Source organism: Kamptonema sp. UHCC 0994 (assembly GCF_029167235.1).
Lineage (GTDB): Bacteria > Cyanobacteriota > Cyanobacteriia > Cyanobacteriales > Microcoleaceae > Kamptonema.
Genome location: NZ_JARFTR010000273.1, coordinates 1 through 23,788, shown reverse-complemented (window position 1 = coordinate 23,788; position 23,788 = coordinate 1). Strand labels below are relative to the sequence as shown.

The following is a 23,788-nucleotide window of genomic DNA, read 5'->3' as shown; positions in this document are numbered from 1 at the left end:
CTTACAACTATCTTAGCACTAACAAGACGACAGCATAAACTGCGATTCCTTCTTCTCTCCCGACGGGGCCTAACTTTTCATTAGTGGTAGCTTTAACACCAATTTGGTCAGGATTTAATTCTAAGACATTAGCGAGGCGATCGCGCATTTTTTCAATATGCGGCTTTAACTTCGGACGTTCCGCGACTATCACTGAATCAATATTACCTATTTGCCAGCCTTTATCTAATATCAATTGGTTTACTTGTGCTAGTAATTTTAAACTATCAGCACCTTTCCATTTGGGGTCAGTTGGTGGAAAATAATGACCGATATCTCCTAAGCTGAGTGCTCCTAACATGGCATCCATAATCGCATGAGTCAGCACGTCTGCATCGCTGTGGCCGAGTAAGCCTAATTCGTGGGGAATGTTGACTCCGCCTAAAATCAGGGGGCGATCGCTTACCAGTTGGTGAATGTCGTAACCGTTGCCAATACGGATGTTCATATAATTCTTGCTTTCAGAGGTGATGTACAATATTTTATTATTTCATATTTCATCAGGATTAATCCCTAACTCCCTTAACTTGGCAGCTAACCGTTCCGCTCTTTGAGTCTCAGCTTCATCACCCATTAACACTAAATTTCCATCAGCGTCAAAAAACCTCAACCAATTACCTTGAGTGTTTTCTATTTTACCTTGCCATACACCCAGCCATAGGTCTAAAGATTGGCAATATAATCTCCCTTGATCGTTAGGATTTAAGGGTTTATACCGACGACGATTAATTAAAGTCCAACCTCTTAGAGAAGTGGCATTATTGGGATCGTAGACAAAATAATCTTGGGTTTTTAATTTACGCTCGTAGATATCTTTTTTGGTGGTTAAATCTATTTCAGCAGTGGAGGGAGACATTAATTCAATTACCACATCTGGAAGGCGACTATCTTCTTCCCAAGCAATCCAAGCATCTCTATTTATGGTTCCATCTACATCTAAGACAACAAAGAAATCAGGGCCTTTGAAGTCTTGATTTTTGACTTGGTTAGCACTGTAGTAGACAAACATATTACCACCTACAAAAAAGTCTTGTCGATCTCGCCAATGATATTTGAGAGACTGGATGAGTAAATTCATCGAGATTCTATGGTTATTGCTTTCCATCGGCTCACCATCATCGGTAATCAAATTAGTTGGTAATTTTTCTATACCTAGTGACATCGTAGTGTTATTCATCTGGCTTATAAACTGGTATGATATCTTAAGGATAGCAAATATTTGATAGGATTGGAGCGTCGCAACTCAAAATCTATTATAATTAGACCCGAAAATCTAAACTTTCTCCCAAACCTTTAATTAAAAGGATAATGTAGATCAACGCGGATTGTTGCGGATAGGAACAAACCCGGCTTTATCTAACAACTTCTGACCTTCATCGCTTAAGAGCATATCAGCATAAGCAACACCTGCCTGCTCGGCAATGCTACCATCTCGTTTGATAATAACAAATAGTTGTCGAGTTATGGGATAAGAACCATCAGTAAAAGTAGCTTTATTAACGGCTGTGCAATTATTATCGCTACAGGGAGAAATAAAAGATGAATTAGCCGATCTAGCCAGAGGTAGAGAACGTATCATAATTTGGTTAATGACTTCTGAAGCTGTAGCATAGCCAATCCCACCAGAATTTATAGCAACCTTCCGTATAGACTCTGTAGTGTCTCTCGCTATCTGCACATTGGAACCTAATGCTTGTTTTCTCAATACTGTTTCCTGGAAAAATTCTGGAGTCCCACCATCTATAGGATCGCGACTAAACGGGGCAATTTCAATGTCTGGACCACCGATCTCTTTCCAGTTTTTTACTTTTCCCGTGAAAATATTTTGTGCTTGAGTTAATGTTATACCCTTTACTCCTTGATTCATTAATTCAGGGTTAACATAGAAGGCAATACCATCAATAGCAACTGGAATTTGTTCAAGGGTAAAATTTCGATTTCTAGCCCTTTCAAACTCGTCATCTTTTAGGGGACGCGAAGAACGAGCAATACTTATCTGACCTTCAATCAGCATTCTGAGCCCTGAACCAGACCCTGGCTTTTCACCTGGTGGGGGCTCAATGTAAATTAAATTAAATTCAGGATGAGCTTTCTTAATAGCAGTAATGGCATCACCCTTATCTTTATCTTCTAACACAGCAAAAGTTGTAGATCCTCCATAGCGAATGACTCCTTTTGGTACGTTCGGTACTTCAGCCAAACTGCGGTAGGTAGTTGCATTAGGAAGTTGAGGCAAAGGTGTAGGTGTAGGATTGCTGTCAGGAGAAACTATAGGTGAAGTTGTAGGAACTGGAGGTGAAGGTGTAGGTGTAGGATTGCTGTCAGGAGAAACTATAGGTGAAGGTGTAGTAACTTGAGGTGAAGATGTTAGACTGTAAGTAGGGCTAGGTGAAGGTATAGGAATTAGAGTTTGTGAACAGCTTGTCCAAGAAAAATAACCTCCTGATAGTACCACTAATCCCGCTAACGCTTTAACTATAACTGGCCCCCAGCGCAATCTATGACCGCAGTAACTACACTTATCTACAGTTGAGGGATTCAAGTTTCCACAATTTCCACATTTAACACTATTAGATTCATTAGGCATCATAACCTCATTTGAGCGTGGTAATACAGACAAAGCAAGAATCGCCATCAGCACTCTGCTCAGCCAAGCAAGCATCTTTAAATTTTTCTGCTTTTTCTTGAACAACTGTTGTATCTATTTCTTCTACTGATCCCAAAATATAATACTTCTTGTTAACAACAGGCTTACCCTCTCCATCCAGGTCTTTAAAATTATCGATCCATTCCCTACCATCTATCGTTTTTGGTTCAGTTTGATAAAATACTGGATTGTTTTCAACAAACCTCAACATTTGCACATACATAGTTTTTTCCTTAAGATTAGAAGTTCTGACTTTCAGATCAATACCCTGCTTATCCTCTGAAATACTAGATGTACAAATGATTTTAGATTGACTAGATGGTTGTGATTTCAGGGGTGACGCTGTTGGACTAGGAGTGCTAGATGATGTTGATGAACTCTGGGGATTTAGTGTCGCAGGCGGAACACTACTAATTGATGTAGGAGTTGGATTGCTTGCTACTTGCGAAAATTCTAACCGCGTATTTGGTGTTGCAGTCGGAAAACTAATTGATGTAGGAGTTGGATTGCTTGCTACTTGCGAAAATTCTAACCGCCACGACGCAATAGGTAATCCTACAACAATAATGATTAAAGATAAACCAAACCACTTCTTCAAATCCAAATTATTCAAAAAATTTTTAGGAACATCCCAAATATTTTTAACTTCTTCCGCTCTAGGATTGTCTGGATTGTACAGCACTATACTTCCACCTCTATCAATTTCTTCCCACTCCTCTGGAAACTGCTCTATTTTATTTACCTCTAAAGTTGATAAACCCCGCCATACTTTCGCATTTTCAAGGGTTTTTCTTGCCTTTATTTCTGTCACTACCACTAGCGGTCCATCAGTTGATGGTAAACATTGTCTTTTAAGTTCATCAGCTAACTCATTTTTTAATTTTTCAGAAATTTTGCCAATTTTTCGCTTTAGATCCGCAGGTGAATTTCCCACATTTTCTCTACTAGCTAGTATCTCAAGCTCTTTCAGCTTCTTATGATCGACCTGAAAACTCCCATCCTTGCCAGATGTCACAACTGAGTCAATTTTTTCTGTTAATAAACCTTTTAATGATTGAACAGCAAGCACCCGCAAAGTTGCTTCATCAGAATTATCCCCAACCCATGCCACAGAATTGCGGATATGACGAGGATGATAATCTATCCTTGATTTTGTATTCAAGTCAGTTACCAGCAAAATTAATTGCCCCTTTGAACGGGCTAAAACAACGGAAAGGATTTCACTTTGAATTAAAGATGTAAATTCGGAAATGGGAGGTTCTTCTTGACTTTCTTGACCATCATTGGCGATGTTTAGCCAGTGATAACCTATTTGTTTTCTTTCGCCACGACTCATAATGTATCTTTCCATAGCTAGTTACTCCTCATTTAATTTAGTAAATTATGACCATGTAAGACAGCAAAACCGTTATCATGTTTACACCCTTGAGCCACCACTGTTGCAGCCTTAATGAAGGGAGCATCTACATCAAACATTGTCCTGATCAACCTATCTCCAGGAAAGCGACTTCTATCATTATATTCTCTTAATAAAAAACGCAATAAATAACGAAGAGGTTGTTCGCTATTTTTCGGACTGTAACCACCACTTCCTACTTGACTAAAGGAAAAACGTGGGGTTCCGTCTTGGTCTTGGACAGCATTAAAACTCACATTTCCTACTGTTTGAACAGGTGCAACAACGACGGCTATTTTCCCCGCCAAAGCATCAGCTTGAAGAGTTTTTAGAAGGTTAGAATATCCTGATTTTACCCGTTCGAGCAATGCTTCCGAGTGTTGTCCTCTGATGTATTTCTCACATTTTACAGGGGCTAAAATCACAATTTTAGGTTTGGGTAAGTTCACTCCTTTATAGGCTTGTTGGAACAATGTAGTAATTGTTGTCGGTGTATTAAATTCTTCGTGCCACTCTCCTTTCCATTTGCCTCGTTGCTCCCGCTCCATAAGTGCTGGTGCGTCGATCGCAATCAAAACGGCTGATGATTCCTGAATAATATTTCTGACTTTATTCATATTTTGGGCATTGGACTCGATCCACTCACCAGGATAGTCATGAAAATGAAGTCTCCAAGAAGGGTTCCTTGCACCCATATTCCCAACGTCAAAAGAGTAAATAGAAGGAGCTGAAGTTCCTTCAATTCCTCCCTTCGCTTGAAAATTACCCCGATTCGCCAAACTTTTAAGGTCTTTTAGACATTTTTGCAGTTTGAACAAACTTTCAGGTTCAGGCGTGAGTTGAAGACTCGCTTCACCAATAGTATCAGCTAAGCGATCCCACATGACTGTTAGGAGACTGGTTTTACCAACTCCACTAGGACCAAGCATCGTAATTTTATAATCCTCTGGCATGAATTTTTCCTTAGTTTGTTAGTTCAGAAATTGTATTAAGTTTCCTTGGTTAGCCATAGTTGCACGTTCTACTAAATTCTGCCACTCTTGGCCCGGTTTCGGCCTTTTCGGATCAAATATGTCTGGCCAAACTCTTTCTTTCTCTCCTTCAAGAAAATCTATCCACTCATCCTCAACATCTTCAGAACGCAATACCTGATCGATAAATTCTTCTACCATGCCAAATGCCGCTAAGCCTGGTTCCCAAGACATTCCGCTCAAAGCATTTTCGCAGTCATAAACGACTCTTTGATGAAGCACTGTTAGCCGTTCTAAGACATCCTCAGCAGTTGGGGAATCAGAAGGAAGAGGCACATCTGTTTTATCAGGTGTAACGGGGTCAAGCTGCTGTCGAATCCGATGCTGAAAGAGCCCACTATATGAAAGGTCAAACTTGGACAGAATCTGAAACCCTTTTTTCAATCGATTACAGGAATCTGGCATATTCTCTGCCATGAATTGAATAAATTCAGACCCGCGTAATTCAGTGATATTGCCTAGACGACCTGCATCTACTAGCACATTAGTCACGCGAGATTTTGTTTGCTCTATCAACTCCTTGAGTCCAACATCTATTGAGGCAAATTTCTGCGATAGGTTAGTTCGCATTTGATTCAAATAAATGTTGTAAGTGTTTTGATAACTCTGTTGACCCTTGGGACTGATTCGCATTATTTCAATTTCCTCAATTGTTGGAATGCCTGAATCTTCTGTACAAGCTTGTCCAGCTAAATTAACTTGCCCCTGGAAAGCAGTATTTACCTCTTGTGCGTCACTTTCTTGTCTAAGGCTATCGAGCAATTCTATTAATTGAGGCACGAGATTGTTCCACAGGGTTCTAAATAACTTGCGGAATTCTGCAAAATTACCTTGGTTAGTAGCTCTTCCCTGATTGAAGATTTGACGTGCTTTATCTAGCTCGCTACTAATCTGAATTTGGAGTTGATTCAGTCCATTCTGGCAAAACGTAGCATATTCTTTGTCCAAATTTTCAATGTTGTTTGTTAGATAGTCAAGAACCCGATCTAAAATTTTGGTGTTCGCTTCTTCACTATTGCTACAATCAGCCGTAATGACATTAATAACTTTTATAGGATAGTTTGGTAGTGTTTCCTCCATAAATTGACATTGTGCTGAGTTGTCCCCTTTCTCTGAACTCGCGCTAGTGCGATTGAGAATCATAAAAGACCACTTTTCAATAGGTAATCGGTCTTTTAGTGCGTTTTGAGCTATTTCGTAGAGTGGTATATCAGTATAAATGCTCCAAGCATCACCCGTTGATTTGGGCAGTCGCATAAACAAAACTACATCAACTGATTCGCCCAAAGTTTTGATTAACTGTTCTTCTGCACCTACACCCGTATCCCCTAAACCGGGCATATCAACTAAGGCAATTTTTCCGGTGTCTGGATTAGGAAAGGGGCAAAAAATCGTAACTTGTTTGACAGCTAGATAGTTAAAAAAGACGCGATCGCCACTTGTATTATCCTGAGCCACATATTGCCGAATCTGTTCTGGGTCATTAACTGTTAAGGAGGGCTGTCCTAATAGCCGATAATATTCTCTTAAATTATCGTGATACTTTTGCACCAGATAATCATACTTAGCTTGATTTGTAGGGACACCAGCTTTGCTACTGGGAAGCGGAGGAAGCGATGCAGCAAAGTCTTGCATATTTCTAGGAGCTTCACCTAAATCAAGTTCTTTGTAGTAAGGTGCAATAACCTCTTTCAGAAACGATTGTTCTGTATGAAATCCAATTTCTGCATAAGTATCGCCATTTTCGTTGGGATAAATTGTGCTACAAACTCCCGTGCAGTGTCCTAAATGTCCATCTGGAATCACAGCAGATGAAAGTCCACTTAAACTCCGCAACAGGCGACTTTTTCCTTGTCTAGCAATTCCCACTACGCCAAGATTTAGATTTTGACGATTAAAGCGGGCTTTAAGCTTTTTGAGATTCTCCAACTCAGTAAAAATACTGAGATTAATTCTGGAAAAATCAATTTGCCTTAAGGCATCAGCGATCCTCGGCTCCGTATTTGCGGCTGTGATTAGCTGATTGCGACTATTTTCAAGTTGACCCATTTCTGAGGCAAGGGATTGTAAATTGGTTTCTACCTTTTCAATCCTTTGGGCTAGGGGTTTCCGTTTCTCGATAATGCTGGCAATGCGGACGCTTCGGGTCTGGGTCTTGGCGTTCATTGGACAACCTCTCTAGCTTTTACTCTTTGCAGTTTTTGAGCTTAAGGAAAATCCTACCATATTGTACATTGGATATATAGTTAAAAAAAAATTACATATCCCATATTTGGGGTGAATTTAATCGCGCCTCTATAAAAGTATGGTAAAACCTCACGTTTCATTCAACAAATCTGGCCGCCGTTGCCGCGTCCTTTCAATCTGCTGTACCCGCCGCCAACGATCGATCTCAGCATGATTCCCCGACAACAACACATCAGGAACCTTCAACCCCCGAAAATCCGCCGGTCTGGTATAATGCGGATAATCCAACAACCCATCCTCAAAACTATCCAAAGCTACGGACTCAGCCTTACCCACCGTTCCCGGTAACAACCGCACCACCCCATTAATCAACGCCAAAGCCGGAATTTCCCCCGCTGTGAGCACGAAATCCCCCAAAGACACCTCGCGAGTCACCAACTCCAACACCCGCTCATCCACACCCTCATAGTGGCCGCAAATCAAAACCAACTGATCGTACCCGCCAGCCAAATCCCGAAATAATTGTTGCTGCATCGTCTCCCCTTGGGGAGTCAGCAAAATCACCTCACGCCTCGGTAAAATTGGTACAGACTCCACCGCCGCAAAAATCGGTTCCGGTTTCATCACCATACCCACCCCACCCCCATAAGGCTCATCATCGACTCGGTGATGCTTATCTGCGGTAAAATCACGGGGATTGACTAAATGCACCTCGGCGATGTTTTTCGCTAAAGCTTTGGCCATCAGCCCCGAACTTAGGGGAGATGTGAAAAAATCTGGAAACAGAGTCAGAACATCAAATCGCACGAGGCAGTAAATTTAGTAATTAGTTAATTCTCCAATCTGTCCCTGCTAAAAACACAGGTACGAAAGCCCGTTTTCTACAATTGCTCTTTGATTCATCGTCATCGTAGAATTATTAGCGCGATCGCGATCGCACAAAAGCGAACATTTTGGCGCAAAAAAAGGTACAATAATAATACCATAAATTTGATAAATAAATGCCTATAGTCGGATAAGTCTTAGGTTTTTCCTTTGCTGCTTAAATCCTGGCTGTACTTGTGAGCGGGTTTTGTAGAAAAATTACTACCAGGAAGGAAAATCGCCAGCGCTTGATAGCAACTCCATTCAGTTGCAGGCCCGTTGCCTTACCCAGCCCACAGGCGGTATGCTTCGCCAAGAGCAAAAACAGCGCAAAACACCAACGATCTCGATCGCAAGCTGACTTGGCAGCATACCAGCAGCGGCACGACTCAATTTTAGCCAAACAGAGGAAGATACACTATGCAGCAGTTGACATCTCAAGCCCTTGAACATATCCCCCAGCGCACCACAACAACAATCATGGTAATTGGGGGAGCCGAAGACAAAGTTCATGGACGGGAGATCCTGCAAACTTTTTTTCACCGCGCAGGAAGCTCAAGCGCCCGACTGGCAATCATTCCCTCAGCTTCGCGAGATCCCGAAGCTATAAGCGCCCGCTACCGCACCATCTTCGAGGAAATGGGCGCAGAAGCGGTCAAAGTTCTCGACATTCGGGAGCGGGAACAAGGGGAAGACCCGTTATGGAAAGATTATTTAGAAGATTGTACGGGAGTATTCATGACCGGCGGCGACCAACTGCGCCTATGTGGTTTGCTCTCCGATACGCCGCTGATGGAAAAAATTCGTACCACCGCCCAAGCAGGCAAAATCGTCCTAGCTGGAACCAGCGCTGGGGCAGCAGTAATGGGCCACCACATGATCGCAGGTGGCGGTAGCGGCGCATCTCCAAATCGGTCATTAGTTGATATGGCAAATGGGCTCGATATCATACCAGAAGTAATAGTAGACCAACACTTTCACAACCGTAATCGCATGGCTAGATTGTTGTCTGCGATCGCATCCCACCCCGACCGCATCGGCATCGGCATCGATGAAGACACCTGCGCCATGTTTGAGGGAGATGGCATCATTAGCATTATGGGCAAAGGTACAGTTACTATCGTCGATACTAGGGAAATATTTCACACCAACGAGCCAGAGGTGGAAGCAACAGAACCCTTGAGCCTATTTAACCTACGCCTGCACATCCTTTGTCATGGGGATTGTTACAATATGCGCTCTGGTAAAGCCGTGCAATCAGAAACTTGTCCCAATTCCAGTTGGCCGCCGGAGTGTCGAAACTCCAACTAAATCCCTAAACTCAAAACTCATAGCAAAACTGTTCGCAGCGAACAGTTTATCTAGTAATCAAGCTTGAAATTGAATAACTATGGGCAATGCTTCTCCGACACCTGCGACCCACAATCCTCTAAGACTTCCATGAAAATACAAAAAATCCAGACCTTACGCGGCCCCAACTACTGGAGCATTAGACGGCACAAGCTGGTCGTCATGCGTCTAGAACTAGAAGATTTGGCAGATAGAACTTCAGCTCAAATTCCTGGCTTCTACGAGGGATTAACCAGCGTCCTACCCAGTTTAATCGAACACTACTGCTCCCCTGGCTGCCGGGGCGGGTTTTTACAGCGCGTCCGAGAAGGCACGATGATGGGCCACATCATTGAGCACGTAGCCTTAGAACTTCAGCAATTGGCAGGAATGCCAATGGGATTTGGTCGCACCCGCGAGACATCAACTCCCGGCACTTACCAAGTAGTAATTGAGTATCAAAACGAACAAGCAGGGCGTTACGCTGCCAGAGCAGGCGTGCGGCTGTGCCAAAGTATTGTTAATACCGGGACTTATCCATCAGAAGAGTTAGCTCAAGATATCAAAGACCTCCAAGAATTTGCTGCGATCGCAGCTCTAGGCCCTTCGACGGAAACTATTGTTAAAGAAGCTGAGACTCGCGGTATTCCCTGGATACAGTTGAGTGCCAGGTTTATGATTCAATTGGGTTACGGGATTCACCAAAAACGGGTACAGGCAACTCTGAGCGATCGCACCTGTATTTTGGGCGTAGAATTGGCCTGCGATAAAGAAGGCACTAAAAAAGTTCTCCGCGACGCAGGGGTTCCCGTTCCCAGAGGTACGGTGATTAACTATTTAGACGAACTACAAGATGCGATCGCCGATGTCGGTGGCTATCCCATAGTCATTAAACCCTTAGATGGCAATCACGGACGCGGGATCACCATCGATATCAACTCTTGGGAAGAAGCAGAGGAAGCCTACGACCTAGCCAGTTCCGCCTCCAAAAGCAAAAGCATAATTATTGAACGCTTTTATACCGGCCGCGACCACCGAGTATTAGTAGTTAACGGTCAAGTCGTCGCAGTGGCGGAACGAGTACCGGCAAATGTAGTTGGAAATGGGAAATCTACCATAGAAGCCCTGATCGAAGAAGTCAACCGCGACCCCCAACGGGGCGATGGACACGACAATGTACTTACCCGGATCACCATCGACAAACTTACCTTAGACTTGCTGAATAAGCAAGGATATACGATGGACTCGGTACCACCAACAGGTCAGAGAGTATTTTTACGGGCAACAGCAAACCTCAGTACCGGCGGTATTGCAGTCGATCGCACTGATGAGATTCACCCGGAAAATCTGTGGCTGTGTTCTAGAGTAGCCAAGATTATTGGCTTGGATATTGCCGGGATCGATATTGTCACCGCTGATATTTCCCAACCGTTGCGATCGGTAAACGGCGTAATCGTCGAAGTCAACGCTGCGCCTGGGTTCAGAATGCACGTTGCACCCAGCCAAGGTTTGCCCCGCAATGTCGCTGGCGCAGTGCTGGATATGCTATTTCCCCAGTTTCAGCCCAGCCGAGTGCCGATTTTAGCTGTAACGGGAACTAATGGCAAAACCACCACTACTCGCCTACTGGCTCACATTGTCAAGCAAACTGGTCAAACAGTCGGCTACACCACGACAGACGGGACTTACATCGGTGAATATCTCGTGGAATCAGGAGACAATACTGGGCCCCAAAGCGCTCATTTAATTCTCTCTGACCCGACAGTAGAAGTTGCAGTGCTGGAAACCGCACGAGGCGGCATTTTACGTTCCGGTTTAGGCTTTGAAAAATGCGATGTGGGTGTGGTTTTGAATGTCGCCGCCGACCATTTAGGTATTGGTGATATCGATACTGTAGAACAATTGGCTACTCTTAAAAGTGTAGTGGCAGAGTCCGTGATGCCTAACGGCTGTGCAGTCCTCAATGCGGATGACCCCTTAGTGGCGAAAATGGCCCAGCGCGTGAAGGCACAAGTCGCTTATTTCTCCATGAATCCTGATAGCGAGTTAGTCGCCAGACATACTGCGGCGGGCGGCTTGGCGGCGGTTTACGAACATGGCTATTTGTCGATTTTGAAGGGAGATTGGACGCTAAGAATTGAACAGGCGGTAAATGTACCCTTAACTATGGGCGGCCGCGCACCGTTTATGATTGCCAATGCTTTAGCTGCTTGTTTGGCGGCTTTCGCCCAAGGGGTGAAGATTGAGCATATTCGGGCAGCTTTGTCAAGCTTCCAGGCTTCCGCTGGTCAAACTCCGGGGCGGATGAATTTGTTTAATTTGGGAACTTATCACGCTTTGGTGGATTATGCTCACAATGCCCATAGTTATGAGGCTTTGGGGAGTTTTGTACGGAATTGGCCGGGAGTCCATATCGGTGTGGTAGGTGGCCCTGGAGACAGGCGAGATGAGGATTTTGTCACCCTCGGTAAGCTTTCGGCCAAGATTTTTGACCGGATTATTGTTAAGGAGGATGCTGATAGGCGGGGACGGCCTGCCGGTTCTGCGGCAGAGTTAATTTGTCAGGGAATTAGAGAGGCGATAAACTCGCAAGAAAATGGGAAATCTAAGGTTGAATATGAGTCAATTTTGGATGAAACAAATGCTGTAAATAAGGCTTTGGATAATGCGCCACCGGGGAGTTTGGTGGTGATTTTACCTGAGAGTGTTAGCGGTGCTCTGAATTTGATTGAGGCTCGAAATCCGATTAAGGATTTGGGGGTTTCTCCGGCTATTTCTAGTCAGTTACAAGCTCAAGAAGGCCTGAAGGCAACGGTTGTGAATCAAGGCTGATTAGTTAACGGTTAACGGTTAACCGTTAACTGTTAACCGTTATTATATTTCCGGTTTTTTAGGTTCTTCTTTTTCTGGGTCGGCGGGTTCTGCTTCAGGGGGGAGAATTCCTTCTTTGAAATCTCGTAAGGTTTTGCCGATCGCGCTTCCTAATTCGGGGAGTTTTTTCGGGCCGAATATTAAGATGGCAACAAAGGCGACAATTCCTAATTCGGGTAATCCTAAACCAAACATACTTTTCTCCTATAAGCTTTCTTTAAATTAACATCGATCTGCGGTTAAAATTCTAAGGTATAGCAACCACTTTCGTCGGTTAAGACAATTTTATTTTTTCGATAAATGTAACGCCGCCCTCTGGGCGGTTATTCTACCGCCCAGAGGGCGGCGTTACGTAAGTAGATTTAGGCAAAGAATAAAAAGAAGATCGCACTTTTAATAAAACTTGAGCATCTCAGCAAGATACAAAGTGCCGAGGGCTAAGAGTAAAATGCCTTTGAAAGTGGAGATTTTGGTAAAATTTCGCACAGATTTACTGATATGCTCAAATATACAGCAACCGCCAAGGTGGTTAGGACATTCTAGTTTCCTCAAACCCTTAATTCTATTCCCTTCTTCCCTAGTCCTGAGCATCGGAGCATCGTAGTCCCTAGCTATACAAGCCTGCGAGTCAGACTTTGCCAACACAAATTAAAATTTTATAGGAGCTTTTTTAGCAATGTTAGAAACATCACAATCCTCCCTACGAGAACAACAACACTCCCTGATCCGTCAGCTAGCAGACAGGATGGAAGCAGTCTGGCAACGCTATCTAGACCTAGAACCATACTATCTACCTGCTGAGCTGGGCTACGTGGAAGGCCGCTTGGAGGGAGAAAAACTGATTATTGAAAATAAGTGCTTCCAAACCCCCCAGTTCCGTAAGATTCACTTGGAATTGGCGAAGGTGGGGTCAAACCTGGATATTTTGCACTGCGTGATGTTCCCTAGATCGAACTATGCTTTACCGATGTTTGGTACGGATATCGTGGCGGGGCGGGGATCGATTAGTGCTGCGATCGCGGATCTCTCACCTCTAAGTGCTGACCGTAGTTTACCGGAGGCTTACCGCAGCGCTCTAGGTACATTGCCCAATAACAATTTTTCTGAGTACCGCCAAGTACCAGATTGGGGCGATATCTTCTCAGAATTTTGCCTGTTTGTGCGACCGAGTTCAGTGGAGGAAGAAGCTCAGTTTTTGTCTATGGTCGAGTCCTATGTAGAAATACACTGTCAACTAGCGATCGCCTCACGGCCGGTATCTACTGAAGAGCAAGCCGAAATCCTGGCTGCTCAAACCTATTATTGCACCCAACAGCAACAGAACGACAAAACCCGCCGGGTACTTGAAAAAGCTTTTGGGCCAGAATGGGCAGACCGCTACATGAGAACTGTATTATTTGATGCGGTTTTCACTGAGGATTTCGAGCTAGCTCTAGGCAATCCTACGTAAATTTGACAACAACAAGCAGAGGAAATATCCGTAGATTTATCAATAGACATCGTGTGTAAATATGCGATTTGAACCTCCCTCGATCGACCCTGATTCCTGCTAAAGCTCAAATAATTAACGGCATAATCAGCGCCGTCATTTACAATTAAATAAGTCTGCCACCCACTAGAAAAGTATGTCTTAAATTAAGATTATGGGAAAGGAGTCAGGGCCGAAAGATAAATCATTCTCAAAGCCTGCGGGACGGTGGACTATATTGTTAGCCAGTGCTGGTGCTGCTGCGATCGCTCTAGTTGGTTTCTGGCAAGTATCTCAACTCGGAAAGCCAGAACCCTCAGCCTCTACCGCCGCTGTACCCGCTAGTTTATCCCCCTCAGAAGTTCCCAAAGCCGTAACAGCACTAGGGCGACTGTCTCCCAAAGGGGAAGTAATTAAAGTAGCAGCCCCGTCTCTGTCGGAGGGATCGAAAATAGAGCAACTGCGAGTGGAAGAAGGCGATCGCGTGCGAGAGGGGCAAGTAATTGCGATTTTAGATAGTCGCGATCGCCTCAGAGCAGCATTAGAACAAGCCGAAAAAGAAGTTAAAGTTCAACTAGCAGAATTAGCTAAAATTAAAGCCGGAGCAAAAACGGGAGAAATCTCTGCTCAACAAGCAGAAATTGCTCGTTTAGAAGCTCAATTTCAAAGAGAAACTGAAGTTCAACAAGCCAAAGTTGCTAGACTAGAAGCTCAACTGCAAAGGCAAACACAAGTAGCCGAAGCTAATCTCGCCAGACTTCAAGCTCAACTACAAAGACAAACTCAGGTAGAACAAGCAAAACTTGCTAACCTTCAAGCTCAATTGCGCGGAGAAATTGCTGCTCAAAATGCAACAGTCGATCGCTTAGAAGCTGAATTAAAAAATGCAAGAGCAGAAAACGAACGCAATCGAGAACTATACCAAACTGGTGCAATTTCAGCTTCCGCTTACGACACCAAACGGTTAACAGTAGAAATAGCAGTTGAGAGACTCAAAGAAGCTAAAGCTAACCTCAACAAAACTGTTCAAACTCTGGAACAACAAATTAAGGAAGCCCAGGCAAATTTGACGCAAACACTAGAAACTGGTAGAGAGCAAATTAACCAAGCAAAAGCTGAATTAAACCAAACCTTAGAAACATTAGCTCAAGAGGTTAACCAAGCAAAAGCTGAACTCAACCAAACCCTAGAAACGGGCCCTGAACAGATTAATCAAGCCCAAAGTACCCTCAATAAAATTGCGGAAGTGCGACCCGAAGACGTACAAGCAGCTTCTGCCGCAGTTGAACGCGCGATCGCAGCCAAAGAAAAAGCTCAAGCAGAGTTTGATTTAAGCTCTGTAAAAGCCCCTACAGACGGTCAAATATTAAAAATTAACACCCGACAAGGAGAGCGCATTTCAATTGACAACGGCATAGTTGACCTCGGCCGCACCAATCAAATGTATGTAATCGCCGAGATTTATGAAACAGATATCGGGCTAATTCGTCGAGGTCAGCGGGCAGTTATTACCAGTGCTGCTTTAAAAGATAAACTAGAGGGAACAGTCGATTTAATTGGCAAACAAATTGGTAAAAAAGATGTTCTTAATACCGATCCCGCAGCCGATACAGATTCTAGAGTTGTGGAAGTGAAAATTCGCCTCGATCCAGAGGCAAGTAAGAAAGTTGCTGACCTGACCAACTTACAGGTAGAAGTGAAAATAGCTCTTTAAAAACCAGAAAATATGCTTCTGAAAATTCCTCTGCCTTGGTTGCAGTTAACACGAGAGAAAACCCGTTTATTAGTAGCAATAGCTGGGATTGGCTTTGCCGATTTACTAATGTTTATGCAGTTTGGATTTAGGGATGCGCTATTTGAAAGTGCAATTACTTTTCACTCCAAATTAGACGGCGACATTTTTTTAACAAGCACCCAATCTACGGCCTTAATTGCACTGAAAAGCTTTCCTCAGAGGCGTTTATATCAAGCCCTTGCTTTTGATGGCGTGGAATCTATTAGCCCCATGTATATCGGCTTGGGGCTGTGGAAAAATCCCGATCCTACAAAACGAAATACTCGTCAAATTATGGTTATTGGCATCGATCCGTCCCAGCGGAGCTTTATTTTGCCCAGTGTGACTGAGAAACAGGAGCAAATAAAAATGCCAGATTTGCTTTTATTTGATGATGCTTCTAGAGCAGAATTCGGGCCAGTTAAGGATTATTTCGAGAGTGGAAAGATTGTAGAAACAGAAATAGAAAATCGCCGAATAAAAGTGGGTGGATTGTTTACTTTAGGTGCATCTTTTGGCGCGGATGGGAATGCGATTACTAGCGATTTAAACTTTTTGCGAATTTTCAATAAGCGGAAGAAAGGAATAATTGATATAGGAATTATTCACTTAAAGCCGGGAACTGATGTTCAGAAAGTTGTTAGTGAAATGAGAGCACGTTTGCCTAACGATGTTAGAATTTCCTCAAAAGCAGAGTTTGTAGAAGTTGAGCGAAAATATTGGGAGGAGAGTACAGCAATTGGATTTATTTTCACTCTGGGAGCAGGGATGGGATTTATAGTTGGGATCGTGATTGTTTATCAAATTCTTTATACTGATGTCTCGGATCACTTGCCGGAGTACGCTACTCTCAAGGCTATGGGATATAAAGATATCTACTTTTTGGGTGTGGTGTTTCAAGAAGCTATAATTTTGGCAATCATTGGTTATTTGCCAGGATTTGCTATTTCTACTGTTCTTTATAATTTAGGTAGAACGGCTACAAGTTTGCCAATGTACATGACAGTGGCGAAAGCTATTACTGTTTTGATATTGACATTTGTAATGTGTTGTGCATCAGGTGCAGTGGCAGTCCGAAAACTTAGTGCTGCCGATCCGGCTGATATTTTTTAATTGTTAACTGTTAACTGTTAACTGTTAACTGTTAACTGTTAACTGTTAACTGTTAACTGTTAAAACGTAAGGTGGGCGCTCACCGCAAACAACCTTATAATTCATAGCGATAGATGATTGGCGGCGAGCGCCCACCCTACAACTGGGAGAGGGAGAGAATTTTTCCCCAATTAGCAATTAGCCATTAGCAATTAGCCATTAGCAATTAGCCATGAATGATTTACCTGTAATCGCCATTCAAAATCTCAATCATTACTTTGGGGAAGGGGGACTTCAAAAACAGACATTATTTGACATTAACTTAGAGATTTACCCTGGGGAAATTGTGATTATGACGGGGCCATCTGGTTCTGGAAAAACCACATTATTAACTTTAATTGGAGCATTGCGTTCAGTGCAAGAAGGTAGTCTGAAAATAATTGGTCAAGAAGTGCGAGGAGGACACAAAAATCAATTAATAAAAATCCGGCGTAATATTGGCTATATTTTTCAAGCTCACAACTTGCTCAAATGCTTAACAGCGCGGCAAAATGTGCAAATGTCAATGGAGCTACATAACTCTATTTCTCAACAAGAAATCAATGCTAGAGTTGTCAAAATGCTTGAGGATGTAGGGTTAGGAGATAGAATAGATTATTATCCTGACAATCTTTCCGGCGGACAAAAACAGAGAGTTGCGATCGCGCGAGCTCTAGTCAGTCACCCCAAATTAGTCTTAGCAGACGAACCGACAGCAGCTTTAGACAGTAAATCGGGTAGAGATGTAGTAGAAATTATGCAGCGTTTAGCCAAAGAACAACAATCTACCATCTTACTCGTTACCCACGACAATCGAATTTTAGATGTTGCCGATCGCATTATCCACATGGAAGATGGCCGCCTGCAAACTGCGGCCCTAACAGCAACCCCTATCAGCAGATAAAAAAACTCATTTCCTACCGCCGGGACGCTTGCTACCAGCCTTTGCAGTACCCTTGGTAGCACCCTTAGTTCCCGCCTTAGTTCCCGTCTTAGTTCCTCCCTTAGCCGCAGGCAACTGCTTTTCTTCCTCGTTAATCCTACCCCCAGGCGTTCTCGTAGTGCGAAAAGTAACATTTACTCCTTCATTTGATTGTTCTAATACTAGCAAGGGTGTAGGCTTTGCCTTTTGATCCCATTCAATATGAACAATTCGACCTTGAATAGTGGGTTGCCAATTGTCGTGGTCATCTGACGGGCTCAGATAAGTTTCCAGACAGTCAATAATTTGATTAATCGTTTGAGAAGTTGCTTGAGTTGGCAATTTCATTAGCTTAATTTGAATGCGGAAAAGCACTCGTTTTTTTACTTCACCCCTCGGTTCACCAGTCTCATATTCGACATCAAACTGAGAGTCAACTTGCCTACCCGCGCCAGCATTTCCAACTTTCTCTCCTGCTGAGCCTTGAGTTGGACGCAGAGCAACACTAATTTTATCTTTTACTTTCACCTTAATTTGATTAACAATGCCAAAATGGAAAACCTCTTCTGCCATCCGCATTCTTAAATAATCCAAGTTAAAATCTCGCGAGTGGATTAAGTCGGGATTCTTTTCCATTTTTCCGACTGTTTCAAGAGCCATTTTGTATTTTTTCTGTGTCTCCCGATTTCTAAATTCCTCAAATTTGATCTTCTTAGTCAAATCGTCTATTTTCAGTTTGGCAAGCACTGCTAAAGCTACGAGCAGTAAAAACAGTAACCCTGATGCTCCCATCCAGATTTGTTCTGAAGGAAACTTCCCTGATTTAACCGGAATCGGCTTAGGGGAGGCTGCTGCCAACCTTGGTTCTACAAGGATGATTTGGGTTGACATAGGCTGTAAAGGGTAGAATTTGACACTGTATTTCTAGAATTCCCCTGATTACGGCTGGCGGCGCTACTGCTATCAAAATTGACATTTTCCTATAACTGGAAGCAGTCGCACCCACTAATCCATACTCGATCTTCAACTGCCAGAAAACTCCTGGCACATCTGTCTCCTAGCTGCACCCGATGACAGAAATGGCAAAAAATCTATAATCTATTATAATTCAAACGGTGAAAAAACTTGTCATTCTCATTATCATAGTTTATAGTAAAACATTATTATAGCTTAAATTTGACTATAATTTTAATTTTGATTTTTAATTTCTAATTATAATTTTTACAGCGTTGTGACTTACGAACCCCTACACCACAAATATCGCCCTCAGACCTTTGCGGATCTTGTTGGCCAAGAGGCGATCGCACAAACCCTCAGCAACGCCATCCGCCAAGACCGTATCGCCCCAGCTTACTTGTTTACGGGGCCCAGAGGGACGGGTAAAACCTCCAGCGCCAGGATTTTAGCCAAATCCCTGAATTGTCTTGCGGGCAATGTCCCCACAGCAACTCCCTGCGGAAAATGTGATGTTTGTCAAGGGATTGTTGAAGGTAGAACTTTGGACGTGATCGAAATTGATGCTGCTAGTAATACAGGGGTTGATAGCATTCGAGATTTGATAGAACGGGCACAATTTGCACCTGTACAATGTCGCTATAAAGTTTATGTGATTGATGAGTGTTTGACTGGTGACTCGCTAGTGCAAACAACAGAGGGGATGATTCCTATTAGAGATCCCAATATTCAAGGGAAAAAAGTTATTAGCTATAATGAAGTTTCAGGAGTATGGGAATTTAAACAAGTTTTGCGATGGCTAGACCAAGGCGAGAAGCAAACACTAACGATTAAAACTGCCAACCGAGAAATCCGATGTACTTCTAATCATTTAATCAGGACAGAACAGGGATGGATAGCAGCCAAAGATATCAAGAAAGGAATGAAGATACTATCCCCTGCGAGTTCGGAGAGGGTCGAATCTGTAAAAGTCGCTGGAGTAGAGAGAGTTTATGATATTGAAGTTGAAGGAAACCACAACTTTGTCGCGAATGGGCTTTTAGTTCATAACTGTCATATGCTCAGCGTGTCAGCATTCAACTCTCTATTAAAAACCTTAGAAGAACCACCCGATCGCGTAGTATTTGTCTTAGCAACAACTGACGCTCAAAGAGTATTACCAACTATAATCTCTCGTTGCCAAAGATTTGATTTCCGCAGAATTCCCGTAGTGGCAATGACCAATCACCTATTAGAAATTGCCCATAAAGAAAATATTAATATTGCTCCTGATGCCGTCCAAATGGTAGCTCAAATCGCCCAAGGCGGACTCAGAGATGCGGAAAGCTTACTCGATCAATTGAGCCTACTTGCAGGGGAAGTCACAGTCGAAAAAGTCTGGGATTTAGTTGGTGCTGTACCTGAAAACGATCTGATGGCACTATTAGAAGCAATTGCCTCAGATACAACTGAAACAGTTATAGACTGTGTACGTCACTTAATGGATCGCGGTCGAGAACCGCTGTTAGTGCTTCAGAATTTTGCGGGTTTTTACCGAGATTTCTTAATAGCTAAAACAGCTCCTAAACGTTATAATTTAGTAGCTTTAACTCAGCAAACTTGGGAAAAACTTTGTGATTTTTCTAAGGGTTGGGATGTGGAGATGATTCTAGCTGGCCAGAAGCATTTACAAAGTAGTGAAGTGCAAATTAAGAATACTACTCAGCCTCGTTTATGGTTAGAAATGACCTTGTTAGGATTATTACCTTCTGCGTTGAAAGCTCAGCCGCGAGGAGCGGGGGATCTGGGTAGCGGGGGAGAGAAAGAAGTTAGGAGAGACAAATCTTTCATGTCTTCCTCATCTTCCCCATCCCCCCCATCTTCCTCATCTTCCCCATCTTCCTCATCTTCCCCATCCCCCCCATCTCCCCCATCTGCTAATCCAGCAATGGGGAAACAAGTTAAGAATGAGGAAGTTTGGCAACGGGTACTTGCTGAAATTCACCAACCTCTAACTCAAGCACTGCTGCGCGAACACGCATCTCTTGCGTCTTTTGATGGTGAAATAGCGATTATTTTGCTGACTACGCAGCCATTAGTGAAGGCGGCTAAAGATAGAATTCCTAATATTGAAAGTGCTTTTCAGAAAGTCTTTAATTGTCAGGTGACGGTGAGACTAGGGTTAGCAGGGATGGAGAGTAATAATACCATTGCTAAAGAGTCGCTTGGTGATGGTAATGTTGGAGAAAATAGCAATATTTCTAGTAATGAAATTCAACAGATTTTGCCTCGGAAACCAGAATCGCCTGATTCGGAGCCGGTGCGACAAATAGACTCCTCACAGCCGGGGTGGAAGCAACAAGAAGGTAGTCAAAGTAACGCGCAGGCGGTGGCGATTCGTGCAGATGCGGAGGCGGTGGCGGTGGCTGTTGAGCGACTGGCGAATATGTTTGGCGGGGAAGCGGTTAATCTTTCTGGTGAGGGAGATTTTTTGGGGGAATTAGAGCCTAATTTTATAGAGTTACCGGGTGAGTTGGGAGTTAATGAGGCTGTATCTAATTCGGAGGATGAAGTTATTGAGATTTCGCCTGATTTAGATGATTGGGAAGACCCAGATTTGCCGCCGTTTTAATTGTTAAGTAGCTGGACAAAAATAAATAATGTCATTGGGAGCTCCGCGAAGCAATCTCTTTAGTCTCAGGGAGATTGCTTCACTTCGTTCGCAATGACATATAGTCTCAAGGAGATTGCTTCACTTTGTTCGCAATGACAAGTAATTATTCTGTAATTTCGATTATTTAAAGCTACTTTTTCAGGAATTTAAAGGTAATTATAATGACAGCTATTTGGCAAGTTGATTTTTATCGCCGCCCCCTCAAAAATGATGCTGGGGAAAAATTATGGGAGTTGTCAATCTGTGACTCGACCAGAAGTTTCGATTTTAGCACTTTTTGCCCTCAATCTCAAGCTAATTCTAGCTGGATTGCCGAACAATTGCAACAGATAAACCAGGAAAAAATTTTACCTAATTTAATCCAAGTATTTCGACCTCAATCTCTAAGTTTAATTGAGGCTGCGGGTAAAATCTTAGGTATTAAAGTAGAAGCAACGCGGCGCACTATTGCCCTAAAACAGCTATTAGAAGAACGGGCAAAACAATATCCTCAAATGGCTAATTATACGGGAGAAGCTTACAGTCCAGTCTTATTAGACTCACCCCCCCCAGTACCTTTGTCTGAGAATTTATGGGGCGATCGCTGGCGTTTTGCAGCACTACCTGCTGGCGACATTGAAGATGCTTTTAAAAGTCGTCCCATACCAATTTTAGAAATGCCAGAATTACTATTACCGCTAAATTTAGCATTAGCTTCAACGGTATCCGTACCTGGAGTAATAATTGATGGCGGTCGCCAATCGATGCGATTAGCGAGATGGCTCCAAGAAGCTAAACCAGTTGCTTTAAACTATATACCTGGTACTCCCGATGGGTTAATTTTGGAAGCAGGATTAATTGATAGATGGGTTGTTGCTACTTTTGAAGATAATGATGTAAAGGCGGCGGGAAAGATTTACCAAGAGCGCAAGCAATTGAGTCAGGGATTGCATTTTTTGTTAGTTCAGCCTGATGATTCGGGTATGACTTATACTGGATTTTGGCTGTTAAATTTTAATGTGTAAAATTGCTAGCCAAACGTATTCCCTGAGTTGAAGCCCCCAATCTCACTATTAGTTTTTCCTAATCGATTTTATTCATCAGCTATAATTTAATATAGCGGAGGAATCAAAGCAGGGGCGATCGCACCTTCATTCAACAACTAAAATGATTCCATTTCGCAGACCTTCAAACACTCGGTTGAGTTGCACCTGATCGCTTTCGCTGAGAGTTTGCGTCGTAAGTAGTGCAGATCGCAGTAGTCGCTGGTCGATCGAAGTAATTTGGCGGAAGGCAAAAATCCGATCGACGATGTCTTCCACTGAAACTTTGGGGGGGCTGACATTAGTGGGCATCATTTCTCAACACCAAGACAGAATAAAAGTATACGACATAACTCTGTAGCTTCATTTTTAAAGATTTCGTGAAGCTAGAGGGTGACAGGTAGCAGACAAAATTGTGACAATTTGCCACAGTTAAAGTGACAATTATCATTGACAATATACCAAACTTTACATAAACTTCACACTTTCAGTACAATACCTGAGTAAAACCAAAGGACGTGGTAAAAATTATGGCTCAAGCAAAAATTGGGATTATTGGTGGCAGCGGCCTGTACAAAATGGAAGCTCTTAAGGATGTTGAAGAGGTGCAAATTGATACACCTTTTGGATCGCCTTCGGATGCTGTAATTCTGGGAACGCTGGAAGGAACGCGGGTAGCGTTTCTAGCCAGACACGACCGCAATCATACTCTTTTGCCCTCAGAATTGCCATTCCGAGCTAATATTTATGCCATGAAAAGTTTGGGAGTTGAGTATTTAATCTCAGCTTCAGCCGTTGGTTCTTTGAAGGAAGAGGCTAAACCCTTGGATATGGTAGTACCGGATCAGTTTATTGACCGGACAAAGGATCGAATTTCTACATTTTTTGGTGAGGGAATTGTTGCTCACATTACTTTTGGCGATCCGGTTTGTGGCGCATTGGCGAAGGTATTGGGAGATGCGATCGCATCCCTGAATCTTCCCGATGTCACCCTTCACCGAGGCGGCACTTATATCTGCATGGAAGGGCCAGCTTTTTCAACTAAAGCTGAGTCATTTTTGTACCGCAGTTGGGGCGCAACTGTGATTGGGATGACTAATTTAACCGAGGCAAAGTTAGCACGAGAAGCTGAAATTGCTTATGCCACTTTAGCTTTAGTTACTGATTATGATTGTTGGCATTCAGATCATGATAGTGTAACTGTAGAAATGGTAATCGCAAATTTGCATAAAAATGCGGTAAATGCTCAAAAAGCTATTCAAGAAACAGTGCGAAGATTAAGTAAAAATCCTCCCCATTCTGAGGCACATTCAGCATTGAAGTATGCGATTTTAACTCCTCTAGATAAAGTTCCCCAGGCAACTAAGGATAAGTTAGATTTGCTCTTGCAGAAGTATAGCTAGGGGAAGAAGGGGCTAGGGGCTAGGGGCTAGGGGCTAGGGGAAGAAGGGGCTAGGGGCTAGGGGCTAGGGGCTAGGGGAAGAAGGGAATAGAATCGGG

General features: G+C 43.1%; 20 protein-coding genes. 9 read left to right on the top strand and 11 right to left on the bottom strand.

Going from position 1 to position 23,788, the window contains the following annotated elements; genetic code table 11:
- Positions 1-7: 7 nt before the first annotated feature.
- From ispF to trmD, 7 genes are all read right to left on the bottom strand, one after another.
- Positions 8-487: a 2-C-methyl-D-erythritol 2,4-cyclodiphosphate synthase gene (ispF, locus tag PY364_RS24205; protein ID WP_275570261.1), complete on the bottom strand. Its 480-nt coding sequence runs from the start codon at positions 485-487 to the stop codon at positions 8-10.
- A 42-nt stretch (positions 488-529) separates the two neighbouring features.
- A complete protein-coding gene (locus PY364_RS24200) occupies positions 530-1,216 on the bottom strand; it encodes a Uma2 family endonuclease (RefSeq protein ID WP_275570260.1) in 687 nt (228 codons plus the stop codon).
- Between the two features lie 138 nt (positions 1,217-1,354).
- Positions 1,355-2,629, bottom strand: coding sequence for a substrate-binding domain-containing protein (locus PY364_RS24195; protein ID WP_275570259.1), 1,275 nt, complete (start codon positions 2,627-2,629; stop codon positions 1,355-1,357).
- 4 nt (positions 2,630-2,633) lie between these two features.
- Positions 2,634-4,037 (bottom strand): hypothetical protein, encoded by a 1,404-nt coding sequence (locus PY364_RS24190; protein ID WP_275570258.1) that lies wholly within the window; start codon positions 4,035-4,037, stop codon positions 2,634-2,636.
- Positions 4,038-4,054: 17 nt separating this feature from the next.
- The gene (locus PY364_RS24185) at positions 4,055-5,035 is read right to left on the bottom strand and encodes a hypothetical protein (RefSeq protein WP_275570257.1); all 981 of its coding nucleotides are present in this window, start codon (positions 5,033-5,035) and stop codon (positions 4,055-4,057) included.
- Positions 5,036-5,053: 18 nt separating this feature from the next.
- The gene (locus PY364_RS24180; protein WP_275570256.1) at positions 5,054-7,279 is read right to left on the bottom strand and encodes a hypothetical protein; all 2,226 of its coding nucleotides are present in this window, start codon (positions 7,277-7,279) and stop codon (positions 5,054-5,056) included.
- 150 nt (positions 7,280-7,429) lie between these two features.
- Complete coding sequence (trmD, locus tag PY364_RS24175) at positions 7,430-8,107, bottom strand: tRNA (guanosine(37)-N1)-methyltransferase TrmD (protein WP_275570255.1); 678 nt, start codon at positions 8,105-8,107, stop codon at positions 7,430-7,432.
- Between the two features lie 477 nt (positions 8,108-8,584).
- Here trmD and PY364_RS24170 point away from each other — a divergent pair, with 477 nt between their 5' ends.
- Both PY364_RS24170 and cphA read left to right on the top strand, forming a co-directional pair.
- A complete protein-coding gene (locus PY364_RS24170) occupies positions 8,585-9,475 on the top strand; it encodes a cyanophycinase (RefSeq protein ID WP_275570254.1) in 891 nt (296 codons plus the stop codon).
- A 129-nt stretch (positions 9,476-9,604) separates the two neighbouring features.
- A complete protein-coding gene (gene cphA, locus PY364_RS24165) occupies positions 9,605-12,325 on the top strand; it encodes a cyanophycin synthetase (protein WP_275570253.1) in 2,721 nt (906 codons plus the stop codon).
- 42 nt (positions 12,326-12,367) lie between these two features.
- Here the strand turns inward: cphA and tatA are convergent, their stop codons facing one another.
- Both tatA and PY364_RS24155 read right to left on the bottom strand, forming a co-directional pair.
- Complete coding sequence (tatA, locus tag PY364_RS24160; RefSeq protein ID WP_275570252.1) at positions 12,368-12,559, bottom strand: twin-arginine translocase TatA/TatE family subunit; 192 nt, start codon at positions 12,557-12,559, stop codon at positions 12,368-12,370.
- Positions 12,560-12,757: 198 nt separating this feature from the next.
- Entirely contained in the window at positions 12,758-13,006 is a 249-nt protein-coding gene (locus PY364_RS24155; RefSeq protein ID WP_275570251.1) for a hypothetical protein, read from the bottom strand.
- Positions 13,007-13,040: 34 nt separating this feature from the next.
- On the opposite strand from PY364_RS24155, the gene PY364_RS24150 reads away from it, so the two are divergent.
- The 4 genes from PY364_RS24150 (at position 13,041) to PY364_RS24135 (ending at position 17,641) form a co-directional block, all read left to right on the top strand.
- Positions 13,041-13,814 (top strand): phycocyanobilin:ferredoxin oxidoreductase, encoded by a 774-nt coding sequence (locus PY364_RS24150; RefSeq protein ID WP_275570250.1) that lies wholly within the window; start codon positions 13,041-13,043, stop codon positions 13,812-13,814.
- A 193-nt stretch (positions 13,815-14,007) separates the two neighbouring features.
- Positions 14,008-15,546 (top strand): efflux RND transporter periplasmic adaptor subunit, encoded by a 1,539-nt coding sequence (locus PY364_RS24145; protein WP_275570249.1) that lies wholly within the window; start codon positions 14,008-14,010, stop codon positions 15,544-15,546.
- A 12-nt stretch (positions 15,547-15,558) separates the two neighbouring features.
- Positions 15,559-16,719, top strand: coding sequence for an ABC transporter permease DevC (gene devC, locus PY364_RS24140; RefSeq protein ID WP_275570248.1), 1,161 nt, complete (start codon positions 15,559-15,561; stop codon positions 16,717-16,719).
- A 211-nt stretch (positions 16,720-16,930) separates the two neighbouring features.
- Entirely contained in the window at positions 16,931-17,641 is a 711-nt protein-coding gene (locus tag PY364_RS24135) for a DevA family ABC transporter ATP-binding protein (protein ID WP_275570247.1), read from the top strand.
- Between the two features lie 6 nt (positions 17,642-17,647).
- Here the strand turns inward: PY364_RS24135 and PY364_RS24130 are convergent, their stop codons facing one another.
- Positions 17,648-18,550, bottom strand: a complete 903-nt coding sequence (locus PY364_RS24130; RefSeq protein ID WP_275570246.1) for a hypothetical protein — start codon at positions 18,548-18,550, stop codon at positions 17,648-17,650.
- Between the two features lie 340 nt (positions 18,551-18,890).
- Between PY364_RS24130 and dnaX the strand changes: the two genes are divergently transcribed.
- Both dnaX and PY364_RS24120 read left to right on the top strand, forming a co-directional pair.
- Positions 18,891-21,224 carry a DNA polymerase III subunit gamma/tau gene (dnaX, locus tag PY364_RS24125; protein WP_275570245.1) on the top strand — a complete coding sequence of 778 codons (2,334 nt, stop codon included), beginning with the start codon at positions 18,891-18,893 and terminating at the stop codon, positions 21,222-21,224.
- Between the two features lie 203 nt (positions 21,225-21,427).
- Complete coding sequence (locus tag PY364_RS24120) at positions 21,428-22,270, top strand: Tab2/Atab2 family RNA-binding protein (protein WP_275570244.1); 843 nt, start codon at positions 21,428-21,430, stop codon at positions 22,268-22,270.
- A gap of 126 nt (positions 22,271-22,396) precedes the next feature.
- On the opposite strand, the gene PY364_RS24115 is transcribed toward PY364_RS24120, so the two are convergent.
- Positions 22,397-22,603 (bottom strand): hypothetical protein, encoded by a 207-nt coding sequence (locus PY364_RS24115; protein WP_275570243.1) that lies wholly within the window; start codon positions 22,601-22,603, stop codon positions 22,397-22,399.
- Positions 22,604-22,818: 215 nt separating this feature from the next.
- Between PY364_RS24115 and PY364_RS24110 the strand changes: the two genes are divergently transcribed.
- The gene (locus PY364_RS24110) at positions 22,819-23,691 is read left to right on the top strand and encodes an S-methyl-5'-thioadenosine phosphorylase (protein ID WP_275570242.1); all 873 of its coding nucleotides are present in this window, start codon (positions 22,819-22,821) and stop codon (positions 23,689-23,691) included.
- Positions 23,692-23,788 lie beyond the last annotated feature (97 nt).